Below are 23,003 nucleotides of genomic sequence, written 5' to 3'. Positions count from 1 at the left end.
GAAAACGCGTCGACATATGCGCCGGATCGCCATGGCCGCTGGCCTTGCGATCGTGCTCGCCATCGGCGGGGCGGTGACGCTCGACCGGCTGGACACAGCCTATCCGCCGCCGCTCGATCCCGTCCCGCTTTCGGTGGAGGTTCTCGACCGTGATGGGGCGCTGCTGCGCGCCTACGCGGCGTCTGACGGGCGTTGGCGTCTGCCGGCGGATATCGACACGCTTGACCCGCAGTTTCTCAAAATGCTGGTCGCCTATGAGGACAAGCGCTTCTGGTCGCATCCGGGCGTCGACCTGCATGCGCTTGTACGCGCTGCATGGCAGCTTTTGTGGAACCGGCGCATCGTCTCGGGCGGCTCGACGCTTTCGATGCAGCTTGCCCGCCTCATTGAACCGCGCGGGGCGCGCAGTTTCAGCGCCAAGTTTCGGCAGATTGCGCGGGCGCTTCAAATCGAGCGCAGGCTTCCCAAGCGGGAGATCTTGGAGCGCTATCTGACGCTTGCGCCCTATGGCGGCAATCTTGAAGGGGTTCGCGCCGCAAGCCTCGCCTGGTTCGGCAAGGAGCCGCACAAGCTGCGGCTGGAAGAGGCCGCTCTTCTGGTCGCCCTGCCACAATCGCCGGAGGCGCGCCGGCCCGACCGTCATCCGCAAATGGCAAAAGCCGCGCGCGACCGCGTGCTTGCCCGCATGGCGGGGGCTGGCGTCATCATTGAGAGCGAGGTCACCCGCGCATCTGCCGTGAAGCTTGCCGGACGGCGACTGCCTATGCCGGCCTATGCCGCGCATCTGGCTGATGCGATGGTTCAGACGGAACCGGACAAGCGCGTGCATCGCTTGACCATCAACCGGTCCGCGCAGGCCAGTCTGGAGGCTGTTGCCGCCAAGGCGGCACGCGGGTTGGGGGCGCGGGTTTCCGTGGCGATGGTGCTGGCGGATGCGCAGACCGGCGCGGTGCTCGCGCGGGTCGGGTCGGCGGGTTACTTCGACGCCGCGCGCGCCGGATGGATCGACATGAGCGGGGCGGAGCGGTCGCCAGGTTCTACGCTCAAACCCTTCGTCTACGGTCTCGCCTTCGAGGAGGGGATGGTGATGCAGGAAACCATGATCGAGGACAGGCCTGGCAACTTCTCGGGCTATCGCCCGCGCAATTTCGACATGGCCTATCAGGGCGATGTTTCGGTGCGCACGGCCTTGCAGATGTCGCTCAACGTGCCGACGATCCGGCTGCTTGATGCGGTGGGGCCGGTGCGGCTGGTGGCGCGCATGCGACGGGCCGGCGTGCCGCCAACCCTTCCCCCCGGCGAGACACCGGGTCTTGCGATCGGGCTTGGCGGTGCTGGAATGACGCTGGAAAAGCTGGTTCAGATTTATGGTGGGCTCGCCAACCGGGGGCGGGTGCGCCCGCTGCACTATCTGGACGATGCAGAGATTGCCGCGCATCCTCCTTCCGTTCTGACGCCGCAGGCCACCTGGCAGGTCGCCGATATTCTCTCGGCCATTGCACCGCCGGAAGGTGCACCGCGTCTCGGCATCGCCTACAAGACGGGCACGTCCTATGGATACCGCGATGCGTGGTCGGTGGGCTATGACGGGCGGCATGTGCTGGGTGTTTGGGCCGGGCGACCCGATGGCGGATCGGTGCCGGGGCTGACCGGCTATCTGGCCGCCGCTCCCATTCTGTTCGAGGCGTTTTCGCGCTCGGGCGTGGGCATCGTTCCATTCCCGCCTGCGCCGGCAGGGGCGATCCGGCTTGCCGCGTCCGATCTTCCGTTTCCCATGCGGCGGTTTTCTGCTGATGGTGGCGGATTTCGCGCCGGCGCGCCGGTGGAGCCCGCGCCGGAAATCGTGTTTCCGCCGCAGGGCGCGCGCATCGATGTGGGGCTTGCGCGCGGCGCGCGGGTCATGCCGCTGGCGCTCAAGATCAATGGCGGCCGCGCGCCGTTTCGCTGGCTGGCCAATGGCGAGCCGCTGCCGGAGGCCTATCGCCGCCGCAGGGCAAGCTGGATGCCCGATGGCGGCGGCGCTTCGACCCTGACGGTGATCGACGCGGCTGGACGAACCGCCAGCGTGGATGTTTTCCTGGAGTAGTTCAGGCCGCGTCGGCGAGTGCCTTTAGAACCGCCTCACGCATGGGCATCGGGGCGACCGCGCCGAAACCCTGTGTGGACAGAGCAGCGGCCGCATTGGCGAAGCGTGCTGCCTCAAACGGATCACCATGCCGGTTGAGCTCGGCGAGGAAATTGCCATCGAACGTGTCGCCCGCACCTGTGGCATCCACAGCGCTGACCTTGATGCCGGGCACGCGGCGGCGCTCGTCCGGCGTGGCGACGAGGCAGCCATCCTTGCCGAGCGTCAGCGCGACGATGCCGGCGCCAAGACACAGATAGTGATCGGCGATGGCGTCCGGATCGCTGATGCCGACCAGCTGCTCGGCGTCTTCCAGCCCGGGAAGCGCGATGTCGGCCTTGCGCATGGCGGCTTCGGTCAGCGCGCGGGCGCGCTCGAGCGGCCACAGTTTCAGGCGCAGATTGGTGTCGAAGGAAACTTTGGTTCCAGCTGCGCGCGCAATGTCGATCGCTTCGAAGGCGGCGTCGCAAGCTTCTGCGCTGATCGCCAGAGAGATGCCGGACAAGTGAAGAATGTCGGCGTTCTCGATGGCGCTGCGGGGAAGGTCGCGCGGGGTGATACGGCTCGCAGCCGAGCCCTTGCGAAGATAGGAGAACACGTGCCCGTTCTCGCCATGGCTGACGAAATAGATGCCCGTATGGGCGTCCGGATTGCGCAGGACGTGGCTGGCATCCACATTGTTGTCGGCCCAGAGTTGCATAAGGCTGTCGCCAAACTCATCCGCGCCGAGGCCGCTGAAGAAGCCGACAGAAGCCCTGGCACGCGCTGCAGCGATGGCACAATTCGAGGTGTCGCCGCCGTGACCGAAGAGATAGTGGCCCGTGGCGTCTACCTGATTGAACTCGATGAGCGGTTCGCCCATGCAGATGATTTTAGGATCGCTCATGATGTCGTGTCTCTCCCTGGCGCAGCGTGTGCTTCTCTTTAGGCGATTGTGCGCCAGTGGTGAATATCCGACAGGAGAAGCGTCTGCGCTGAGATCAGCTTATCGGGCGCCGCGTCCAAAAAGAACGGTGCTCACGGTCGAAAAAATGATCAGGAGGTCCAGGTCGAACGATAGATGCTTTATGTAATAGAGATCGTAGGAGAGCTTGTGAATCTCTTCGTGCGTGTTGCCTGCGTAGCCGGAGTTCACCTGGGCCCAACCGGTGATGCCGGGCAGGACCATGGTGCGGTGGATAAATTTCTTCTCCGCAGTCTCGCTTTCCTGCGCCACATATTCAGCGACAGGGCGTGGCCCGACCAGGCTCATTTCTCCCCGCCAGATGTTGATGAGCTGCGGCAGCTCATCCAGCCTTAGACGACGCAGAAATGCGCAGCCGGTGATGATCCGCTCGTCATTGGTCTGCGTGGCTCCACCTTGCTGGCCCCGATACATCGTGCGGAATTTCAACATGTTGAAGGAGCGGCCACCATATCCGCGCCGCGTCTGCACGAAAATCGCAGGGCCCCCGTCAAGCAGCCGGATGTAGAGCCAAAGCGCCAGCCCCAATGGGATGGTTATCGGCGCCGTGAGAACCACGGAAAAGAGGTCGAGCGCGCGCTTTGCCTTGGAGTAGTAAATCTGGCTGGGGGTGTAGGCGAGATGCGATACATCAAAGGTGTCGACGTCCACGCGTCCTTCACGCAGTTCTAGAAAATTGAACCACGGTGTAACGTCGATGCCGACCATATATGCCTTTGTAAGGAAGGCCGACCACTCAGGGTTGTGATGCGTCCTGGTGTCGATCAGCAATCGGTCAAAAGCACCGATGTCTGTGGTCTTGTCACTGATCACCGCCACGTGGCCGGCGAGCCTTGCGGCAACTTCTTCGGCCTTTGGGAAGTCCAGCAGGGCCACACGATCTTCCAGTGAACGGTGGAGCCTGAGATTGGCAATTGTCATTGCAACCATGGCAATGAGGCAAGCCGTCAACAGGGCTGAGTAGCTTACCGGGATACGCAGTCCCGACAAGCCTGCCACGGCGACGTTGAAACAGACGAACGTTACGAAGATCGCGATGGAAAAGGTGTTGCGCTGCCGGCGGAAGCCCAGGAGCGCCAGCGCAATGGCGAAAGGCAGCGCAAACAGGACAATGCAGACAATCGCGAGATTGTTCCAATCGTTGCGCGGCGCATTCAGAATGAATGCCGTATAGACGACGCATTGCAGAAATGACGCCGCGAGAATCTCCGGGAGCATGGGGCGCAAATTTCGCAAGAACCGCCTTTTCCGCAGAGAGGCTCCGTGTTGAATAACGTCTTCAAGATCGGGACTCGTTTCGGCCAGGCTACGCGTCAGAACGCGCCCTGCTTTCCGACTTCCTGGTCGGTCACCTTCGCCCGTTGCTTTTGACCAGTCGTTCAACGTTACTTCCTGACGCGCAGTAAGAACTCGTACAACCGCGCTTTGCCATGCGAAAAATGGAAACGCAATCGATGATTGTTCCCGCGTCCACAGACAACCTCGATGGAGAGCCGTGGATCGGCAGCGATTCGACTGACCTTAGACCGGTTCATTGTTTCAGGGAAACGTTCAACCGCAGGCCATTCTCTTAGCGCCCGCCGTTGCGCCTCAATTTGAATGTCGATTTGTGACGCTGGCATTTACGATTTTGGCTCGAGGCTCTATCAGGCGAGGTTCAACGCTGTTGTGACTGTGACCCTATGTATCGCCAAGCCTATCTCTTTCTCTGTCTGACCACGCTTTTCTGGGGCGGCAATGCCGTGGCCGGCCGGCTGGCTGTGGGCCATGTGTCGCCGATGATGCTGACAACGCTTCGCTGGATCATCGGTTGCGTGTTGCTCGTCACCTTCGCGTGGCCGCATTTGCGGCGCGACTGGCCGGCGATCCGACAAAAATTGCCTCTGCTGGCCGCACTGGGCACACTTGGCTTTACCGGGTTCAACGCGGTTTTCTACAGTTCGGCCCAGTTTACGTCCGCCATCAACATCGCCATCGAACAGGGCGCAATACCGATGGTCATATTCGTTGCCAATTTTGTTCTCTTCCGCCAACGCGTGAGCTTTTTGCAAATTGCTGGTTTTGTTCTATCTCTCGTCGGTGTGGCGCTGGTCGCCAGCCATGGCGAGTTTTCCCGCCTCCTGGAACTGGACGTGAACTTCGGCGACGCGCTCATGCTTGTCGCCGTGTTGCTCTACGCAGGCTATACGGTCGGGCTTCGGTTGAAACCGGCTATTCATTGGTTAAGCCTGATGTTCATGCTTTCGGTATTCGCGCTTCTCGCCTCGTTGCCGCTGGTGGCGTGGGAGGCCGCGACGGATCGGCTCATCGTGCCTGACCTGCAGGGCTGGATGGTGGTCTTTTATGTGGTGCTCTTCCCTTCGATCTTCGCACAGACGCTCTATATTCGCGGCAATGAGCTGATCGGCGGAAATCGTGCCGGCCTGTTCATCAATCTGGTGCCGATCTTCGGAACGCTTCTGTCTATCGTCATTTTGCGCGAAGCGTTCTTTACCTATCATGCGGTTGCGCTTGTTCTGGTGCTGGGCGGTATATGGCTGGCCGAGCATGGTGGCCGGAAACTGGCATCCAGACAGGCAAATGCCGGCGCGTGACGCCGGCATTGCACGTTTACAGATAGTCTGAAGTTTACGCAGCCACGTCGAAGGAAAGCGGCTTGGCTGACAGAATTACGTCCGTGGCGCGCAGCTCGCGCAGGACTTCCGGTGGGAAGGGCGCATCAAGATAAAGCAGCGCGATGGCATCGCCGCCCTGCCGGTTGCGACCGAGCTGGAAGTTGGCGATGTTGACCTGGTGCTTTGCGCAGATCGAGCCCAGAAGCCCGATAATGCCCGGCACGTCGTAATTGGTCGTGTAGAGCATGTGCTGGCCGACTTCGGCATCAAGATTGATGCCCTTGATCTGAATGAAGCGCGGCTTGCCATCGGAGAACACGGTGCCGGCGATGGTACGCGTCTTCTCGGAGGTTTTCACGGTCAGCTTGATATAGCCGTCGAACACGCCCGACTTGTCGCGCTTGACCTCCGATAGGATGATGCCGCGCTCCTTGGCCATGATCGGGGCGGAGACCATGTTGACATCGGCCACCTGCGGGCGGATCAGGCCGGCGAGCGCTGCGCTGATCAGCGCGCGGCGGTTCATCTCCGTGGTGGAACCGTCGAACAGGATCTCCACTTCCTCGATAGCCTCGTCGGTCACCTGGCCGACGAACGCACCAAGCACTTCCGCGAGTTTGATGAAGGGTTTCAGACGCGGGGCTTCCTCGGCGCTGATCGAAGGCATGTTGATCGCGTTGGTCACCGCACCCTTGGTCAGGTAATCCGACATCTGCTCCGCCACCTGGATGGCGACATTCTCCTGCGCTTCGCTGGTCGATGCACCCAGATGCGGTGTGCAGACCACGTTAGGCATGTTGAAGAGCGGATTCTCCGTTGCCGGTTCCGTCTCGAAAACGTCGATGCCGGCACCGGCCACCTTGCCGGATTTCAGGCCTTCAACGAGGTCCGCCTCAACCACAAGGCCACCGCGCGCGCAGTTGATGATGCGCACGCCCTTTTTCATCTTGGCGATGGCATCCTTGTCGATGACGCCACGGGTCTTGTCGGTCAGCGGCGTGTGCAGGGTGATGAAGTCGGCGCGCTTGAAGAGCTCGTCGAGCTCGACTTTTTCGACACCCAGTTCGGAGGCACGTTCTGCCGAAAGGAACGGGTCGAAGGCCACCACATGCATTTTCAGGCCTATGGCCCGCATGGCGACCACGGAGCCGATATTGCCGCAACCGATGACACCCAGCGTCTTGCCGGTGATCTCGACACCCATGAAGCGGTTCTTCTCCCATTTGCCTTCATGGGTGGAAGCGTTGGCCTCCGGAATCTGGCGGGCGACCGCAAACAGCATCGCAATGGCGTGCTCGGCGGTGGTGATGGAATTGCCGAAAGGCGTGTTCATCACGATGATGCCGCGGCGGGAAGCTGCCGGAATGTCGACATTGTCCACGCCGATGCCAGCGCGACCCACCACTTTCAGATTGGTGGCGTTGTTGATGAGTTTTTCGGTGACCTTGGTCGCGGAGCGGATGGCAAGGCCGTCATACTGGTCGATGACGGAAAGGAGCTTTTCCTTGTCCTTGCCCAGATCGGGCAGGTAATCCACCTCGACGCCGCGATCCTTGAAGATCTGAACGGCGGTGGGCGACAGTTTGTCGGATACGAGTACGCGGGGCGCCATGGCGGCCTCCTGTTTCAATACAATGAAGAAGGGAGGCGGCTCCGATTGCGGAGCCGCAGTTCAACGTCAGGCCGCAGCCTTGAGGCTTGCCTTCTGGGACTGGAACGCCCAGTCGAGCCAGGGCATCAAAGCTTCCAGATCGGAGGCTTCAACCGTGGCGCCGGCCCAGATGCGCAGACCAGACGGCGCGTCGCGGTAATGGCCGATGTCGAAGGCAACTTTCTCTTTGGCCAGCGCAGAAACCATGCCCTTTGCAAAAGCCGCCTGTTCGCTCGCATCGAGTGCGGCGATCTCGGGATCGACGATCGTCAGGCACACGGATGTGTTGGAGCGCGTGGCCGGAACCTTCGCCAGATGGTCGAGCCAGGGTGTCTTGCGCACGAACTCGTCGATAACAGCGAAATTCGCATTGGCGCGGGCGACGAGACCGTCGAGGCCGCCGATGGATTTGGCCCAGTTCAGCGCATCCAGATAGTCTTCCACGCACAGCATGGATGGCGTGTTGATCGTCTCGCCACGGAAGATGCCTTCGATGAGCTTGCCGCCCTTGGTGAGGCGGAAGATTTTCGGCAGCGGCCATGCGGGCGTGTAGCTTTCCAGCCGTTCCACGGCGCGCGGCGAGAGGATGATGACACCGTGTGCGCCTTCGCCACCCAGCACTTTCTGCCAGGAAAAGGTGACCACATCGAGCTTGTCGAAGGGCAGGCGCTGCGCAAAAGCCGCCGATGTGGCGTCGCAGATGCTCAGGCCCGCGCGGTTGGCGGGAATGAAATTGCCATCGGGCACGCGCACACCGGATGTGGTGCCGTTCCAGGTGAACACCACGTCGCGGTCGAAATCGATGGAATTGAGATCGGGCAGATCGCCATAGTCGGCCTCAATGCGGCGCGCATCGACGAGTTTCAGCTGCTTGACCACATCGGTGACCCACCCGGCACCGAAGGATTCCCAGGCAACCATGTCGACGCCGCGCTCGCCCAGAAGCGACCAGAGCGCCATTTCCACGGCGCCGGTGTCGGATGCAGGCACGATGCCGATGCGGTAATCCGCCGGAACCTGCAGAATTTCACGGGTAAGATCGATGGCCTCTGCCAGTTTCGCCTTGCCGATGGAGGATCGATGCGACCGGCCAAGGGGAGCGTCGGCAAGCGCGTCGAGCGACCAGCCGGGACGTTTTGTGCAGGGACCTGATGAAAAATGCGTATTGGCCGGACGGAGGTCCGGCGTAGGGAGTGTGCTCATGATATATCCTATCCTTCCAGATAGCACGCCTCTCGGTGGGGAGAGGTGGCCCACGGACGGAGTTACGCCCATCCGCTTTTTCCGTCAAGTGCGACATGAGGACCATTCGCTGCGGAAATCGGTTTGGGAGAGTCCGAGATGGTTCCCACCGGGGCTTTGAGGCTCTATAGAAGCCTTTCGATTTTTTAGATCATCCAGGCGGGGGACCCGCCGGACGTTGCGCCGGAAGGACATTTTCATGGCAAATGTGGTGGTTGTCGGCTCACAGTGGGGCGACGAGGGCAAAGGCAAGATCGTGGACTGGCTGTCGGAACGCGCCGATGTGGTGGCGCGCTTTCAGGGCGGGCACAATGCCGGGCATACCCTCGTCATCGACGGCGTGAGCTACAAGCTGTCGCTTCTTCCCTCCGGCGTCGTTCGCCCCGGAAAGCTTTCTGTCATCGGCAATGGTGTGGTCTTCGACCCGCATGCTTTTGTTGCGGAAATGGGGCGCCTCGCCGAGCAGGGCGTGGAGGTGACGCCGGATCGGCTGAAGATTGCCGAGAACACGGCTTTGATCCTTTCGCTTCACCGCGAGCTTGATGGTTTCCGCGAGGATGCCGCTTCCAATTCGGGCACGAAGATCGGCACCACACGCCGCGGCATCGGCCCGGCCTATGAAGACAAGGTGGGCCGCCGCGCCATCCGCGTGATGGACCTGGCCAACAAGGACACGCTGCCGATGAAGATCGACCGGCTGCTCACGCATCACAATGCGCTGCGTCGCGGTCTTGGGCATGAAGAAGTCACGCATCAAGCGATCATGGAGGAGCTGACGTCGGTCGCCGACAAGATTCTTCCCTATGTCGATCGTGTGTGGAAAATCCTAGAAGACGCGCGCCGGGCCGGTCAGCGCATCCTGTTTGAGGGTGCGCAGGGCACCATGCTCGACATCGACCATGGCACATATCCGTTCGTGACGTCTTCCAACACGATTGCAGGGCAGGCGGCGACCGGTTCCGGGCTTGGGCCAGGATCCATCGATTATGTGCTCGGCATCACCAAGGCCTACACCACCCGAGTCGGAGAGGGACCGTTCCCGACCGAGCAGAAGAACGAGGTTGGTGAATTTCTCGGCACACGGGGGCATGAGTTCGGCACCGTGACAGGACGTCAGCGGCGCTGCGGCTGGTTTGACGCCGTTCTGGTGCGACAGGCCGTGGTGACCAATGGCATGAATGGCATCGCGCTCACCAAGCTCGACGTTCTGGATGGCATGGATGAGATCAAGATCTGCACGGGCTACAAGCTTGATGGCGAATTGATCGACTACCTCCCGGCCGGCCAGGGTGCGCAGGCGCGACTTGAGCCTGTCTATGAGACGCTCGAAGGCTGGAAGGGCACCACCAGGGGCGCGCGCAAATGGACGGATTTGCCGGCTCAGGCCGTCAAATATGTGCGCCACGTGGAAGAATTGATCGGCGCGCCGGTGGCGATTCTTTCCACCAGTCCCGAACGCGAAGACGCCATACTTGTGACAGATCCTTTTCAGGACTAGTTTCGCGTGCAAAATTGCGTTGCGTGCTATTCAGATGAGTGCGCGTTCTGGAAGTAACACAGGTTTGATACGGCATGGCGGATTTTTCTGCGGTTCTGAAGAAGACGATCGACGCATTGTCGGAAAACACTCCGGCGGCGCGCGAGCGTATCTATCAGAAAGCCCGGGCAACGATCGAGAACAAGCTCAAGGGCATGGACCCGGCGCCATCAACCGCCGTTGCCGACCGGCAGCGCAAGCTGCTGGAAGATGCAATTGCCCGGGTTGAGGCCGAGTACGCCCCCCCGCCGGCTCCTGAAGAACCTGCACAGGACGAGCTCGACCAGATCTTTGCCGAGCTGGACGTCGATCCTGCAAAGCCGCGCGATCCGGTCCCTTCAGCCTTCCAGGCTCAGCGGACACCGCCGGAGCCTGCTTCCTTCGAGGACAGGACATCACAGGACGCCGGGCCCGAACCGGTGGATGGAAAAGCGGGCCAAGCTGCGCGGGTTGAGGCGCCATCGGCTTCGGGAGCGGAACCTGCTCTCGAAACGCCGCCGCCGCCGCCGCGCAGAAAATCAGGAAAGGGTGGCGCAACCGGGTTGATTGCCGGGGTGGTGCTGCTTCTTGCTGCACTCGTGGCCGGAGCCTGGTTTTATAAAGACGATCTCACGCGTCTGGCCGGTTTTGATGGTGCTGAGCAGACGCTTGCCGAAAACGGCGAATCTGCGCCGGTTTCTGGGGGCGAGACGTCTGGCGACAATGAGAGCGCGGCACCCGCACCTTCGGAGACGGGCAATACGGACGCGAGCCAGCAGCCGGCTCAGCCCGAGCCTGTGCAGAAATTCACCCAACGTCTCCTGGCTGATGGGCGCGAGGTCGACGAAGGCCCTGCTGGTGGAGAACCGGGTCTGGGCGAAGGCACCTCCGTTGCGCAGGCGACTGTACCGAACGATGGCGACGCCATCCAGCCGCCACCCTCTCAAGGCAGTCAGACAGAGAGCCCTGGCCCCAGTGAAGCACTGCCGGTGGGGCAAAAAGCCATTTACTATGAAGAACGGACGAGCGTTTCGCAGGGGTCAGCGGATCTTGGCGCGGTCGTTTGGTCGGTCGTTCAGGAATCGCCGGGCAATGATCTCCCGCCGGAACCGGCCATTCGCGCCGATGCGACCATTCCAGAGAAGAATCTCCAGCTGAAGATGACGATTCGGAGGAACGCCGATGAGTCCTTGCCGGCCAGCCACATATTGGAGATCATCTTTCTAACACCCGATGATTTCGATGGCGGTGGGATCGACAGTGTGCTGCGGGTCTCCCTGAAGCGTTCCGAACAGGATACGGGCAATCCGCTGTTGGGCATCCCGGCTAAAATTGCCGATGGCTTCTTCCTCGTGGCGCTCAGCGACAGCACCGCAGATACAGAAACGAATATGCTTCTGCTGCGTCGGCAGAGCTGGATCGACATACCCGTGGTTTACAAGTCGGGCAGGCGTGCACTGATCACGATCGAAAAAGGGATTCCGGGAGACAAGGTGTTCACCGACGTGCTGAACGCCTGGCAATCTGCGACGAGCGGTTAACCGGAATTCGCTTCAATAGCAGGAACAAGAATGCAAAAAGCCGGCAGTATTCCGCCGGCTTTTTTGATTGTGGGTCGCGCCCGATTTTGAGAGCGAGCGTCAGGCGCCTGCCTGCCGGTGTGCCTCTGCAGCCATGGCCTTTGCGGCCATCGCCTGCTCACGGGCCGAGTTCTGCACGGCCTCCTGTACCTTCTCGAATGCGCGAACCTCGATCTGGCGCACCCGTTCGCGGCTGATGTCGAACTCGCCTGAAAGCTCTTCCAGGGTCATCGGATCTTCGGAGAGGCGCCGCGCCTGAAAGATGCGCTTTTCACGGTCATTGAGCACGGATATGGCGTCGCCGAGCATGCGGCGGCGGGTCTCCAATTCGTCCTGCTCGACCAGGATGTCTTCCTGGCTCTCGCCATCGTCGACCAGCCAGTCCTGCCATTCGCCCGATTCACCCTCGGTCGCCCGAATGGGCGCGTTGAGTGAAGCGTCACCGGAGAGGCGGCGGTTCATGGAAACCACCTCTTCCTCACTCACATTCAGGCGTGTAGCGATTTCCGAAACCTGTTCGGGGTTCAGGTCGCCATCGTCAAGCGCCTGAATCTTGCTCTTCACCTTGCGAAGGTTGAAGAAGAGCCGCTTCTGGTTCGCCGTGGTGCCCATCTTCACGAGGCTCCACGAGCGTAGAATATATTCCTGAATGGAGGCCTTGATCCACCACATGGCGTAGGTGGCGAGACGGAAGCCGCGCTCCGGTTCGAATTTCTTCACGGCCTGCATCAGGCCGACATTGCCTTCAGAGATAACTTCGCCGATCGGCAGCCCGTAGCCGCGGTAACCCATGGCTATCTTCGCCACGAGACGCAGATGGCTCGTAACAAGCTTGTGGGCTGCAGCCGTGTCGTCATGCTCGGAATAACGCTTGGCGAGCATGTACTCTTCCTCAGGCTGAAGCATGGGGAAGCGGCGAATCTCCTCCAGGTAGCGGGTCAATCCGCCTTCACCCGAAGCGATACTAGGTAATGTCTGGGCCATTAAAGCACCCTCCTTTGCCGGATATGCCCTCATGCGGGACGCCTTGAAACCTTGGCGTATGCTGAAATGAGAGACAGTGCGACCATCTTTGATGCGCTGCACCATATCCTATATAGGAACGAATTCCGACGGTTAAAGTTTCACTCTGTTGTCAACATTATGTCACCAGATGGTGAACGATAATATTATTGTACCGATGATTACAAAATATCGAGTGCCTTTGTCAATGCCATCATGTCGGAGGGCGGTTCGGCCTCGAAACGCATGAGATCGCCGGTCTCCGGATGGCGGAATGCCAGAAGGCGCGCATGAAGAGCCTGGCGCGGAAAAGCGGCAACTGTGGGGCGTATGTCTTCAGGTAGCCGATTGACCTTCGTGCGGAAGGCGCGGCCATAATCGGCGTCGCCGATCAGGGGATGGCCGATATGAGCCATGTGCACGCGGATCTGGTGCGTGCGCCCGGTTTCCAGCCTGCATTCCACTTTCGCGGCAAACGCCTTGCCGCTGCCGTCGGTTCCGTAGCGTTGCTGAACCTGATAGCGGGTTACGGCATGGCGTGCATCGCTGCGTCCCGCCGGCACAACAGCGCGCAGGGTGCGGCTCTGCGCGTGACGGCCGAGCGGCGCGTTGATCGTTCCGGACATCCGTTCGGGTGCGCCCCAGACGAGGGCGATGTAGGCGCGTTCCAGATCGCCACTGCGCCCGTGGTCGGCAAAGCTCTCCGATAGAATGCGATGGGCATTGTCTGTCTTGGCGACGACCATCACCCCGCTGGTGTCCCGATCGAGACGATGCACGATGCCGGGGCGGCGCACGCCGCCAATCCCCGAGAGTGAATCGCCGCAATGGTGAAGCAGCGCGTTGACCAGCGTGCCCGACCAATTGCCGGGGGCGGGGTGAACCACCAGCCCGGCCGGCTTGTTGATGACGATCAGGGCGTCGTCTTCAAAGAGCACGTCGAGCGAAATCGCTTCGGCTTCGGGTTCTGCGGGCGCCGCTTCCGGGATCAGAAGTGTGTAAACCTCACCCTCGGCAATTTTGAGCTTGGTTTCGGTGACCGGCTTTTCACCTTGCATGACCGAGCCAGCACGTATGAGCGCCTGAAGACGGCTGCGTGAAACCGACGCGCCCAGCCTGCCCGAAAGCCAGCGATCCAGCCGCTCGCCGGCGTCTTCAGGCGCAACGGAAAACGCTTTGCGCCCGTTCATGGCTTCCCATTCATGGTGGTCTTCGGTATCAGGATCGCCCATTGAAACTGCTTTCGAAACGGTGAGACATGGCCACGCCACAAGAACAGGAAGACCTGGAGCAGGACGAACTCGACCCGGCGGCCGAGCGTGTGCGCCGCAAGATGGTCCGCTTCATGGCCATCAATCTGGGCATTCTGTTCGCTGCGGTTATGGCCGTCGTACTCGCGTTTGTCTACAAGACCCTTAGCAGCCGACCTGAAGAACCAGCGGCCACGATCGCGCTGCCGGGCGATCCTGTTGAGGGAAAAATTGTTCTGCCCCAGGGGGCTCGCATCGTCTCTCAGGGGCTGGACGGGATGCGGGTCTCTCTGCATTTGAGGTTGGCGAATGGCGGTGAGGAGTTGCGCCTTTTCGATCTCAGAAGCGGTCGGATGATCGCCCGATTCGTTCTGGAGCCGTGACGTTGGCCGACCGTCGCATCGCGCTCACCACGCTTGTCGTGCGCGACTATGACGAGGCGATCGCCTGGTATCGTGAGAAACTGGCTTTCCAGCTATTGGAAGACACTCCGCTGTCACCTGATAAGCGTTGGGTGGTCATTGCGCCACAACGCGGTGCATCCGGCGCGTTGCTACTGGCGCGGGCGGCCAGTGAGGAACAGGAGGCCGCCATCGGCAATCAGGCGGGTGGCCGTGTGTTTCTCTTTCTCCACACCGATAATTTCTGGCGTGATTATCACGCCATGCGAGAAGCGGGCGTCGCATTTCATCAAGAGCCTCGGGAAGAAGCCTATGGTACGGTCGCCGTCTTTTCGGATCTCCACGGCAATCTCTGGGATCTTTTGGAGCCGAAATCGCAGCTAACGTAAAACCCCTGTTGCATTTGCCGGCGAAGGCGACTATATCGCCGCAATCACTGCGCTCCCATCGTCTAGTGGTCTAGGACGCCGCCCTCTCACGGCGGAAACAGGGGTTCGAGTCCCCTTGGGAGTACCATTCTCTCACCATATTCTTTTTTGCGGCTTCGCCGTCATCTGTCCAGCGACGGGCAAGCTCCGTCTGGCAGGGTATGCTGCGAACATCTCTTATGCTTTGCGAATCGTTAAGCCTTGGACACGACACTGAGGTTGAAGTTTTGGGAGCACGAGAAGGTTCGATTGTGCCTTTCTGGGGAGCGTGTGGTTTTGGCAACCGGTGAGGGTTCAGATGTTGATGAGCGATTTCGCGGTGATGCACTGGCCGCGCTGCTTCGGTCTGCCTCCGGTTGGGTGTGGGAAACGGACGAAAATCATCGTCTGACCTGGATTTCAAAAGAATTTCAGACGGTCACAGGCTTCGATCCGAAGCGTTTCATCGGCCGGTCGCGTATCACGCTAGTCCGCAATGCCTTTCATCCCGTTTGTGACGTGGAGGCGCATGAGAGGCTTCTTGCTGCGCGGGCACCATTCGAGCAGTTTGTCTATGACCTTGAAGGGGGGCCGCCGGACTGTCGTTGGATCTCGGTATCCGGTTCCCCGGTGTTTGACGACGAGAACCGCTTCTGTGGCTATCGTGGGGTGGCGCAGAATGTCACGCAGATGATGGGACTTCTGCGTGGTGTGCATCGCTCGGATGACGATGCTGACCCGAAGGAGCGTTACCCCGGCAGCGGGGGACACTTTGCGAGACTGATGGCCGCGCTCGATGTCACTCGGGACGCCTTGTGTTGTTACGATGCGGATGATCGCCTCGTCCTGTGCAATCAGGCGATGCTTGTGATGTATGCCGGACTCGAGGATTTCATCCGTCCTGGGACGTCTTTCGAAGCATTGCTGCGTGCGGGTATTGAGCGTGGCATCCTTTCAACGGAGGGCGCGGACCCGCAGGTCTGGCTTCAGAAGGTGCTGGCTCTTCGCAGTTGTGAAGATGCGTTCGAAAGCGTTATCCGCTTCACCGATGGACGCTGGATCATGCATCGTGAGAAGCGGACAGCCGATGGTGGCACGATAGGCATCTGCACCGACATTACTCGGCTCAGGCGTCATGAGGATGCGCTGGCGGCGGCTCTCGAAAAAGCAAAGCTTGCCGAGGCAATTCTCGATGAGTTGCCGAATCCGGTTTTCGCGAAGGATGAGAAACTTCGCTTCGTCCTGGTCAACAGGGCATTCAAGCGTACGCTTGGCGTCGAAGTCCCTGACATCCTTGGTCGGCGAGCCACAGATTTCTCATCGCCCGAACTCGCTGAAAACTTCGAGAGAAGCGAACGGCACGTGCTGGACACGCACGAGGATTTTGAAGTCGAGGAGGATTTCGACCAGCCGGGCATTGGCAAGTATCGCATCGTCCGAAAATGTCGCGTGGAGACGGAAAGCGGGACGCCCTACGTGGTGGGCGCCCTGTTCGACATTTCGGACATCCGTAAGCGCGAGAACGATGCCGAGGATGCCAGGCGGCAACTTGCTGAGGTTCTCGAGACGCTGCCGGCCGGTGTCGTCATCTACGATCGTGATGACCGGTATGTTCTGGCGAATCACAAGATGCAGGAGGCATTGCCGGCCATGATTCCGGCTATGCGGCCGGGGAAGTCCTTGCGTTATGCGGTTGAGCTGGCGCATGACGCCGGATATTTTCGGCAGAGCGGCGATGCAGAGCTCGATGCACTTTACGAGACTGATCGAGAGGCGTGGATTGAAGGCTACCTCAGGTCATACCAGGTGCGTCACCGCATTTTCGAACGCAGTCACTCCAATGGTCGCTGGGTCAAGGCCATCGATACACGGACGGAGGATGGAACCTTCGTCGGCGTGCGGGTGGATATCACCGAGCTGAAACAACGTGAGGCCGAGTTGCAGGCCGCGCGGGAAGAGGCGGTGCTCGCCGACCGGGCAAAATCCGAGTTTCTTGCCAATATGAGCCATGAAATCCGAACGCCGATGAATGGCGTTCTGGGCATGACTGAGCTGTTGGCGAAAACAGACCTCACAGCCAAACAGAAGACCTTCACGGATATCATTCTGAAGTCGGGAAACGCGCTCCTGACCATCATCAACGATATTCTCGATTTTTCGAAGATAGATGCGGGGCACATCGTCCTCGAGGCGGAGCCGTTTTATCTTGGCGAAGCCGTCGGAGATGTTACGACGCTGATGTCTTCCCGGGCGAAGGAAAAAGACATCGAACTGATCGTCCGGGTGGACCCCGGCATCACGCGCGCGGTTGTGGGGGATGTCGGGCGCATTCGTCAGATACTCACAAATCTCGTGGGCAATGCCGTCAAGTTCACCGAGAAGGGACATGTTCTCGTGAATGTAAGTGGCAGCGAGACGCCCGATGGCGAACTCGCGCTGCAATTCAGCGTTACCGACACGGGCATCGGTATCCCGAAGAACAAGCTTCACCTGATTTTCGACAAGTTCAGCCAGGTTGATGCATCGTCGACCCGGCGCCATGAGGGAACCGGTCTTGGGCTTGCCATCACCTCGCGTCTTGTCGGTCTTATGGGAGGGGAAATCGGCGTCGAAAGCGTTGAAGGACGCGGGTCGACGTTCTGGTTCACCCTGACCCTCCCGAAGGCGGCGGGTGCCGCGCAGCAGCCGTTGGCCCCGCGCGAGGTGAAGAATGCCCGTGTTCTGGTTGTCGACGACAATTCGGTTAACCGGATGATCCTGCGCGAGCAGATGGAGCATTGGGGTTTTGATGCCTGCGTCGCGCGCAATTCGCTTGAAGGGCTGGAAGTGCTTCGTGCCGTGGCCGGAATGGGGTTGCGGGTCGACTGCATCGTTGTCGACTACCAGATGCCGGGCATGAACGGACTGGAGCTGGTCGAAGCGATCCGCGCTGAACCCGAGATCGCGGAGGTGCCTGTGGTGTTGCTTACATCTGTCGATCAGTCTTTGTCCGGGTTTGGCGCGCGCGAGCTGTCAATCGCGGCGCATCTCATCAAGCCGGCGCGCTCGTCCGCGCTTCTTGAGGCGATGATCACTGCGATGCAGAGCACGACAGCCACGTCGTCAGGCGCGGCGCCCCTCGCGGCAGGGGATGGGCGTGCGGAACCCGACACCGAATCGATGCCAGCGTCAGACGCTGCGTCCTTGACGGATGACGCAACCTGTCCAGAAATTGATGTCCTGGTTGCGGAAGACAATGAGGTCAACCAGCTCGTTTTCCGGCAAATTCTCAGCGAAGCGGGATTGCGCTTCGAAATCGTCGAGAATGGTCGACGCGCAATCGAAGAGTGCGAACGAAAGAAGCCACGGCTGATTCTGATGGACGTTTCCATGCCCGAAATGAACGGGTTGGAAGCAACGAGGGAGATTCGTCAACGCGAATATGGAGCCCTATCACGCTTACCCATCATTGGCGTGACGGCACACGCATTGAAGGGCGATCGCGAATTGTGTCTCGAAGCAGGAATGGACGATTACCTCTCCAAGCCCATCAGCCCCAGAGCTCTTTTGGACAAAATCAACTCCTGGGTGAATTATCCATCCGTAAAATCAATCCAAAAATGAGTAAGAATTTTTTATAAGACACTGATATATATATTATTTTTATCCAAACTTGCGTGTTTTGTATTACTGGTGTGATCGCACCATTTAGAGAAATAAACACTCTCATTAAAGTTGAGAGAAATGGTCATTTCTTGATCATGGTTTTCCGGGCGGGTGGAGGTCCACAGGCCATGGGTGGTCCAAACGAGCCCCAACAGGATCTATCCGGGTTTTTTAAACCCAGCCCAGTGTGATTAGCCATTCTATATGGTCTTTCCCCCCGCCCGGCTTTTTCTGATCTCAAGAGATGTATCTTTGAGCTGAGCCACTGGAACGGCGTCGACGTCGGTGTTCGCGGTGCACAGACCAATGGTTTTCGCAGGTCCGCGGCACCCGTTTGCCTGCTGCGCTGATTTGGGAAGGCCACGTTGATCTCCGTTCGTAATCGGGCTGACACGCAACTGTCACGGAACTGTTACACAGAGTTGTTATCCCGCTCCTCGACGCCGGCTGGGCGTCTGACCGAATTCCGAACAGGGAGCTGTCTCCAATGAAAAAATTCCTTCTTACCGCCTCGGCGGCCACAATCGCCCTCGCAGGTGCGGTTGGTACGGCTGCTGCCCGTGACCAGATCCGTGTCGTCGGTTCGTCGACGGTGTTCCCCTTCACCACCGCTGTTGCCGAGCGCCTTGGCCAGAGCGGTGAGTTCCCGACCCCGGTCGTGGAATCTACCGGCACGGGCGGCGGCATGAAGCTTTTCTGCGCCGGCGTTGGCGAGAGCCACCCGGATTTCACCAATGCTTCGCGCGCCATCAAGGACTCCGAGCTTGAGGACTGCAAGGCAAACGGCGTGACGCCGGTGGAGATCAAGGTTGGCTTTGACGGTATCGTCATCTCCAACTCCAAAGCGGCAGATCAGATCGACCTCACAAAGGAACAGATCTTCGCCGCTCTGGCAAAGAATGTGGAAGTTGACGGCAAGGTCGTAGCAAACCCCTACACCAACTGGTCGGACATCGACGAGAGCTTGCCGAACACGAAGATCGAAGTTCTGGGCCCGCCCCCGACCTCCGGCACGCGCGACGCTTTCGTCGAGCTGGTTATGGAAGAGGCTTGCCCGGAAGCCATCGAGGCTGCTGATGGCTGCACGGAAATCCGTGAAGACGGCGCCTATGTGGAAGCCGGCGAGAACGACAATCTGATCGTTCAGAAGCTTGAAGCCAACGCTGATGCGTTCGGCATCTTCGGCTTCTCCTTCCTCGACCAGAACGCCGACAAGCTTCAGGGTTCGACGATCGGTGGCGTTGCCCCGACCTTCGACGCAATCGCTGCAGGCGATTATGGCGTTTCCCGTTCGCTCTTCATCTATGCCAAGAAAGAGCACGTTGGTGCGATCAAGGGCATGGAAGAGTTCATCAAGGAATACACCACCGATGCAGCTTGGGGCCCCGAGGGCTATCTTGCGGACAAGGGCCTGATCCCGCTTCCGGATGATGCTCGTGCCCAGCAGGCAGAAGATGCCCAGGCTCTCAAAGGCATGGGTTCCTGATAGGCCGAACGAGAACCCGGTCGCTTCGGCGACCGGATTTTTCGGTCCTGCAAAATGTGAAGTCGCGCTGAGATGTGGTACCGGCGGGATCCGGTGGGTTGCGGCAAATCTGTCCGTACCCGACCCTCGGGGGTAGTATGATCACTTATGTTGTCATCGCGCTGCTGGTGCTGTTCGCCGTGGCGTTTTATTTGGGGCGCAACCGCGCGCTCGCGAGCGTCGACGGCAGAACCGCTTCGCTGCATTCGCTTCCCAGTCAACACGGGATGTTTCTGGCGCTCCTGTCGGCAGGACCTGCCCTTCTGGCCTTGATCGTCTGGGGCGTCATGACCCCTGGTGTCGAGGCCTCGATTGTCGAGGGGCGATTTGCAGCTCAACTCTCGGGCATGAACCTTCCTGAGAAACAGGCGTTTTTGCGCGATGCGCGTGCGCTTGCCTTTGGCGGTATAGCCGGTTTCCCGAACGAGTTGAAAGAAGCTGCGGCGGAGCACTTTTCCACCTTGCGCTCACAAAGCGAATGGCTGGTCAGCGGGTTTGTCACCCTGCTTGCCGCTCTGGGTTTCTTCTGGGGCTATCGCCAGATTGCGCCGCAGTTCCGCGCGCGTCATGTGGTCGAGCGGGTTGTTCGCCTGTTTCTGATCCTGTGCTCGGTCGTGGCGATCCTCACGACGCTTGGCATTGTCCTTTCTCTCATCTTCGAATCCCTGCGGTTTTTTCAGCAGGTTCCCATCTACAAGTTTCTCTTCGGCACGCATTGGAGCCCGCAAAGCGCCTTCACCGGCGCGGGGCAGGAAGCCGGCGCCGTCAATCCCGACATTTTCGGTGCTGTGCCGCTGTTTGTCGGCACCATGCTTATCACCTTCATCGCGATGCTGGTTGCTGCTCCTGTGGGGCTGATGTCGGCCATCTATCTCTCCGATTACGCCTCCAAGAAGGTGCGCTCGGTGGCCAAGCCCATGCTCGAAATTCTGGCCGGCATCCCAACGGTGGTCTACGGCTTCTTTGCGGCCTTGACCGTCGCGCCCTTCTTCCGCGAATTCGGTGAGGTTCTTGGCCTGAGTGTCGCCTCGGAATCGGCCCTTGCCGCTGGCATCGTCATGGGGATCATGATCATCCCCTTCGTGTCGTCGCTATCCGATGACGTCATCAACGCGGTTCCGCAATCATTGCGCGACGGGTCTGCCGGTCTCGGCGCCACCAAGTCGGAGACAATCCGCAAGGTTGTGCTTCCTGCCGCCCTTCCAGGCATCGTGTCAGCGATGATGCTGGCCATCAGCCGCGCCATCGGCGAAACCATGATCGTTGTCATGGCCGCCGGCCTTGCGGCAAATCTGACGATCAACCCTCTGGAAGCTGTCACCACCGTCACCGTGCAGATTGTCACGCTTCTCGTCGGCGATCAGGAATTCGACAGCGCCAAGACGCTGGCGGCCTTCGCCCTCGGCCTGGTTCTTTTCTGCGTGACCCTCGCACTCAACATCATCGCCCTGCGTGTGGTGAAGAAATATCGAGAGCAATATGACTGATACACTTGCCGGCGGCGCGACGCCGCAGAATAGTCAGCATACCAATGACGAGGCGCGCGCCCGCCTTCGCAAACGCTACGCAGCCGAAAGCCGTTTCAAATGGCTGGGCGCGGGTGCCGTCCTTCTCTCGGCATTCTTTCTCCTGCTGCTCCTGTCCACCATTGTGTTCAAGGCTTTTCCCGCCTTCCACGCCAATCAGCTGACACTGCCTCTGAACCTGTCGGCAGAGAATGTGGATCCCGACAATCTGACGGGCAGCAATTACGACACCATTGTCAACGACGCGCTGTTGTCGCTCTTCCCGCAGGTCGAGGGCCGGCAGGAGCGCAGACAGGTTCGCGGACTTGTATCAAGCGGCGCGCCAACCCTGGTCCGGCAGGCTCTGCAAAATGGAAGCCTGCAACCGGGGGGCACGGTCGACCATGCCGTGCCAATGGACGATTTCTCCGATCTCTATCTGAAAGGGTTGCTGGCTGCCGACAGCACCGAAACGACAGTTGAGACCCTGCAGAATGTCGCCATTGACGGCGCGGAAGCCACCTTGAGCTTTTCCGACGACAGCCTGCTTCAGACGGCCAGGGCCGCCGGCGCTGTTGAAGAGGATGCGGGCGCCCTGCGGCTGACGACGGGTGCTTCATCAATCATAGCCTATCTTGGCGATGGCGCCGTGAAGCTGACCGCTGTGGAGCCGGGCGACACCGGTGTGGTTGCGCGCGGTTCGATCCTTTCCCCGGTGGTGGCAGAGGCTGGCGGACCCGTCCGCCTGCGGGTCATCGCCACCCCGGAAGGGCAGCGCAAGATTTCCGACCGGGAGATCGTGTGGGTGGATCAGCTCGAGGCCGATGGACGCACGGCGAGCGCCTGGAACACGCAGTTCCTGTTTGGCGGCGCCAGCCGCGAAGCGGAAATGGCGGGCATCTGGGGCGCCGTTGTCGGCTCGGCCCTGACGATGCTGGTTACCTTGGCGCTCTCTTTCCCCATCGGCGTTTCCGCTGCCATTTATCTGGAAGAATTCGCACCGAAGAACCGTCTGACCGGTTTCATCGAGGTGAACATCAACAATCTGGCGGCCGTACCATCCATTGTCTTTGGTCTGCTCGGTCTCGCCGTCTTCCTGAACTGGTTCAACCTGCCTCGGTCGGCCCCGCTGGTTGGTGGCATGGTTCTGGCGCTGATGACCTTGCCGACAATCATCATCGCGTCGCGTGCAGCGCTTCGCGCGGTGCCGCCATCGATCCGTGAGGCCGCGCTTGGAGTGGGCGCGTCCAAGATCCAGACCGTCTTCCACCACGTCCTGCCGCTTGCCATGCCGGGCATCCTGACGGGGACCATCATTGGCATGGCACAGGCGCTTGGCGAGACGGCCCCGCTTCTGATGATCGGCATGGTCGCCTTCATCGTGGATATTCCGGGCGGTTTCACATCGCCGGCCACCGTGTTGCCGGTGCAGATTTTCATGTGGGCGGATTTCCCGGAGCCTGCCTTCCAGCAGAAGACCTCCGCGGCTATCCTTATCCTTTTGGGCTTCCTGGTTTTGATGAACGCCGTTGCGGTCGTCTTGCGCAAGCGTTTCGAACGCCGCTGGTAACGGAG

Annotated in this window: 16 protein-coding genes and 1 tRNA gene; 11 read left to right on the top strand and 6 right to left on the bottom strand. The window is 60.1% G+C overall.

What is annotated here, in order from left to right; all coding sequences use genetic code 11:
* Positions 1-16 precede the first annotated feature (16 nt).
* A complete protein-coding gene (gene pbpC, locus KW403_RS06350) occupies positions 17-2,086 on the top strand; it encodes a penicillin-binding protein 1C (RefSeq protein ID WP_246637953.1) in 2,070 nt (689 codons plus the stop codon).
* A gap of 1 nt (position 2,087) precedes the next feature.
* Here pbpC and KW403_RS06345 read toward each other — a convergent pair whose 3' ends face one another.
* Both KW403_RS06345 and KW403_RS06340 read right to left on the bottom strand, forming a co-directional pair.
* Positions 2,088-3,011 carry a sugar kinase gene (locus KW403_RS06345; protein ID WP_223021881.1) on the bottom strand — a complete coding sequence of 308 codons (924 nt, stop codon included), beginning with the start codon at positions 3,009-3,011 and terminating at the stop codon, positions 2,088-2,090.
* Between the two features lie 99 nt (positions 3,012-3,110).
* Positions 3,111-4,307 (bottom strand): sugar transferase, encoded by a 1,197-nt coding sequence (locus KW403_RS06340; protein ID WP_223021880.1) that lies wholly within the window; start codon positions 4,305-4,307, stop codon positions 3,111-3,113.
* Positions 4,308-4,771: 464 nt separating this feature from the next.
* Here KW403_RS06340 and KW403_RS06335 point away from each other — a divergent pair, with 464 nt between their 5' ends.
* Positions 4,772-5,683: a DMT family transporter gene (locus KW403_RS06335; protein WP_223021879.1), complete on the top strand. Its 912-nt coding sequence runs from the start codon at positions 4,772-4,774 to the stop codon at positions 5,681-5,683.
* Between the two features lie 34 nt (positions 5,684-5,717).
* On the opposite strand, the gene serA is transcribed toward KW403_RS06335, so the two are convergent.
* Both serA and KW403_RS06325 read right to left on the bottom strand, forming a co-directional pair.
* Positions 5,718-7,316, bottom strand: a complete 1,599-nt coding sequence (gene serA, locus KW403_RS06330) for a phosphoglycerate dehydrogenase (protein WP_223021878.1) — start codon at positions 7,314-7,316, stop codon at positions 5,718-5,720.
* Between the two features lie 66 nt (positions 7,317-7,382).
* On the bottom strand, positions 7,383-8,558 hold the full coding sequence (locus KW403_RS06325; protein ID WP_223021877.1) for a phosphoserine transaminase: 1,176 nt from the start codon (positions 8,556-8,558) through the stop codon (positions 7,383-7,385).
* A gap of 238 nt (positions 8,559-8,796) precedes the next feature.
* On the opposite strand from KW403_RS06325, the gene KW403_RS06320 reads away from it, so the two are divergent.
* Together KW403_RS06320 and KW403_RS06315 are read left to right on the top strand one after the other, a co-directional pair.
* Positions 8,797-10,095: an adenylosuccinate synthase gene (locus KW403_RS06320; RefSeq protein WP_223021876.1), complete on the top strand. Its 1,299-nt coding sequence runs from the start codon at positions 8,797-8,799 to the stop codon at positions 10,093-10,095.
* Positions 10,096-10,169: 74 nt separating this feature from the next.
* Complete coding sequence (locus tag KW403_RS06315) at positions 10,170-11,654, top strand: ICP22 family protein (protein ID WP_223021875.1); 1,485 nt, start codon at positions 10,170-10,172, stop codon at positions 11,652-11,654.
* A gap of 99 nt (positions 11,655-11,753) precedes the next feature.
* Here the strand turns inward: KW403_RS06315 and rpoH are convergent, their stop codons facing one another.
* Both rpoH and KW403_RS06305 read right to left on the bottom strand, forming a co-directional pair.
* Positions 11,754-12,677 (bottom strand): RNA polymerase sigma factor RpoH, encoded by a 924-nt coding sequence (gene rpoH / locus KW403_RS06310; RefSeq protein WP_223021874.1) that lies wholly within the window; start codon positions 12,675-12,677, stop codon positions 11,754-11,756.
* Between the two features lie 200 nt (positions 12,678-12,877).
* Positions 12,878-13,885 carry an RluA family pseudouridine synthase gene (locus KW403_RS06305; RefSeq protein WP_246637952.1) on the bottom strand — a complete coding sequence of 336 codons (1,008 nt, stop codon included), beginning with the start codon at positions 13,883-13,885 and terminating at the stop codon, positions 12,878-12,880.
* 68 nt (positions 13,886-13,953) lie between these two features.
* On the opposite strand from KW403_RS06305, the gene KW403_RS06300 reads away from it, so the two are divergent.
* The 7 genes from KW403_RS06300 (at position 13,954) to pstA (ending at position 22,998) form a co-directional block, all read left to right on the top strand.
* Positions 13,954-14,328, top strand: a complete 375-nt coding sequence (locus KW403_RS06300) for a fimbrial protein (RefSeq protein ID WP_223021872.1) — start codon at positions 13,954-13,956, stop codon at positions 14,326-14,328.
* Positions 14,329-14,330: 2 nt separating this feature from the next.
* Entirely contained in the window at positions 14,331-14,735 is a 405-nt protein-coding gene (locus KW403_RS06295) for a VOC family protein (protein ID WP_223021871.1), read from the top strand.
* Between the two features lie 51 nt (positions 14,736-14,786).
* Positions 14,787-14,862, top strand: a tRNA-Glu gene (locus KW403_RS06290).
* Positions 14,863-15,050: 188 nt separating this feature from the next.
* On the top strand, positions 15,051-18,356 hold the full coding sequence (locus tag KW403_RS06285; protein WP_223021870.1) for a response regulator: 3,306 nt from the start codon (positions 15,051-15,053) through the stop codon (positions 18,354-18,356).
* Between the two features lie 529 nt (positions 18,357-18,885).
* Positions 18,886-19,884: a PstS family phosphate ABC transporter substrate-binding protein gene (locus KW403_RS06280; RefSeq protein ID WP_223021869.1), complete on the top strand. Its 999-nt coding sequence runs from the start codon at positions 18,886-18,888 to the stop codon at positions 19,882-19,884.
* A 137-nt stretch (positions 19,885-20,021) separates the two neighbouring features.
* Positions 20,022-21,410 (top strand): phosphate ABC transporter permease subunit PstC, encoded by a 1,389-nt coding sequence (gene pstC / locus KW403_RS06275; RefSeq protein ID WP_223021868.1) that lies wholly within the window; start codon positions 20,022-20,024, stop codon positions 21,408-21,410.
* Positions 21,403-22,998: a phosphate ABC transporter permease PstA gene (gene pstA, locus KW403_RS06270; RefSeq protein WP_223021867.1), complete on the top strand. Its 1,596-nt coding sequence runs from the start codon at positions 21,403-21,405 to the stop codon at positions 22,996-22,998. Before pstC ends, pstA begins: the two co-directional genes overlap by 8 nt.
* The last annotated feature ends 5 nt before the right edge of the window (positions 22,999-23,003 follow it).

Source organism: Nitratireductor kimnyeongensis (genome assembly GCF_019891395.1).
Taxonomy (GTDB): domain Bacteria; phylum Pseudomonadota; class Alphaproteobacteria; order Rhizobiales; family Rhizobiaceae; genus Nitratireductor; species Nitratireductor kimnyeongensis.
This window is presented reverse-complemented; position numbering and strand designations above follow the sequence as displayed.

Excerpts from the sequence above, each read along its gene's own strand:
- pbpC (WP_246637953.1), top strand. The coding sequence starts at position 17 with ATGCGCCGGATCGCCATGGCCGCTGGCCTTGCGATCGTGCTCGCCATC.
- KW403_RS06345 (WP_223021881.1), bottom strand. The coding sequence starts at position 3,011 with ATGAGCGATCCTAAAATCATCTGCATGGGCGAACCGCTCATCGAGTTC.
- KW403_RS06340 (WP_223021880.1), bottom strand. The coding sequence starts at position 4,307 with ATGCTCCCGGAGATTCTCGCGGCGTCATTTCTGCAATGCGTCGTCTAT.
- KW403_RS06335 (WP_223021879.1), top strand. The coding sequence starts at position 4,772 with ATGTATCGCCAAGCCTATCTCTTTCTCTGTCTGACCACGCTTTTCTGG.
- serA (WP_223021878.1), bottom strand. The coding sequence starts at position 7,316 with ATGGCGCCCCGCGTACTCGTATCCGACAAACTGTCGCCCACCGCCGTT.
- KW403_RS06325 (WP_223021877.1), bottom strand. The coding sequence starts at position 8,558 with ATGAGCACACTCCCTACGCCGGACCTCCGTCCGGCCAATACGCATTTT.
- KW403_RS06320 (WP_223021876.1), top strand. The coding sequence starts at position 8,797 with ATGGCAAATGTGGTGGTTGTCGGCTCACAGTGGGGCGACGAGGGCAAA.
- KW403_RS06315 (WP_223021875.1), top strand. The coding sequence starts at position 10,170 with ATGGCGGATTTTTCTGCGGTTCTGAAGAAGACGATCGACGCATTGTCG.
- rpoH (WP_223021874.1), bottom strand. The coding sequence starts at position 12,677 with ATGGCCCAGACATTACCTAGTATCGCTTCGGGTGAAGGCGGATTGACC.
- KW403_RS06305 (WP_246637952.1), bottom strand. The coding sequence starts at position 13,885 with ATGAACGGGCGCAAAGCGTTTTCCGTTGCGCCTGAAGACGCCGGCGAG.
- KW403_RS06300 (WP_223021872.1), top strand. The coding sequence starts at position 13,954 with ATGGCCACGCCACAAGAACAGGAAGACCTGGAGCAGGACGAACTCGAC.
- KW403_RS06280 (WP_223021869.1), top strand. The coding sequence starts at position 18,886 with ATGAAAAAATTCCTTCTTACCGCCTCGGCGGCCACAATCGCCCTCGCA.
- pstC (WP_223021868.1), top strand. The coding sequence starts at position 20,022 with ATGATCACTTATGTTGTCATCGCGCTGCTGGTGCTGTTCGCCGTGGCG.
- pstA (WP_223021867.1), top strand. The coding sequence starts at position 21,403 with ATGACTGATACACTTGCCGGCGGCGCGACGCCGCAGAATAGTCAGCAT.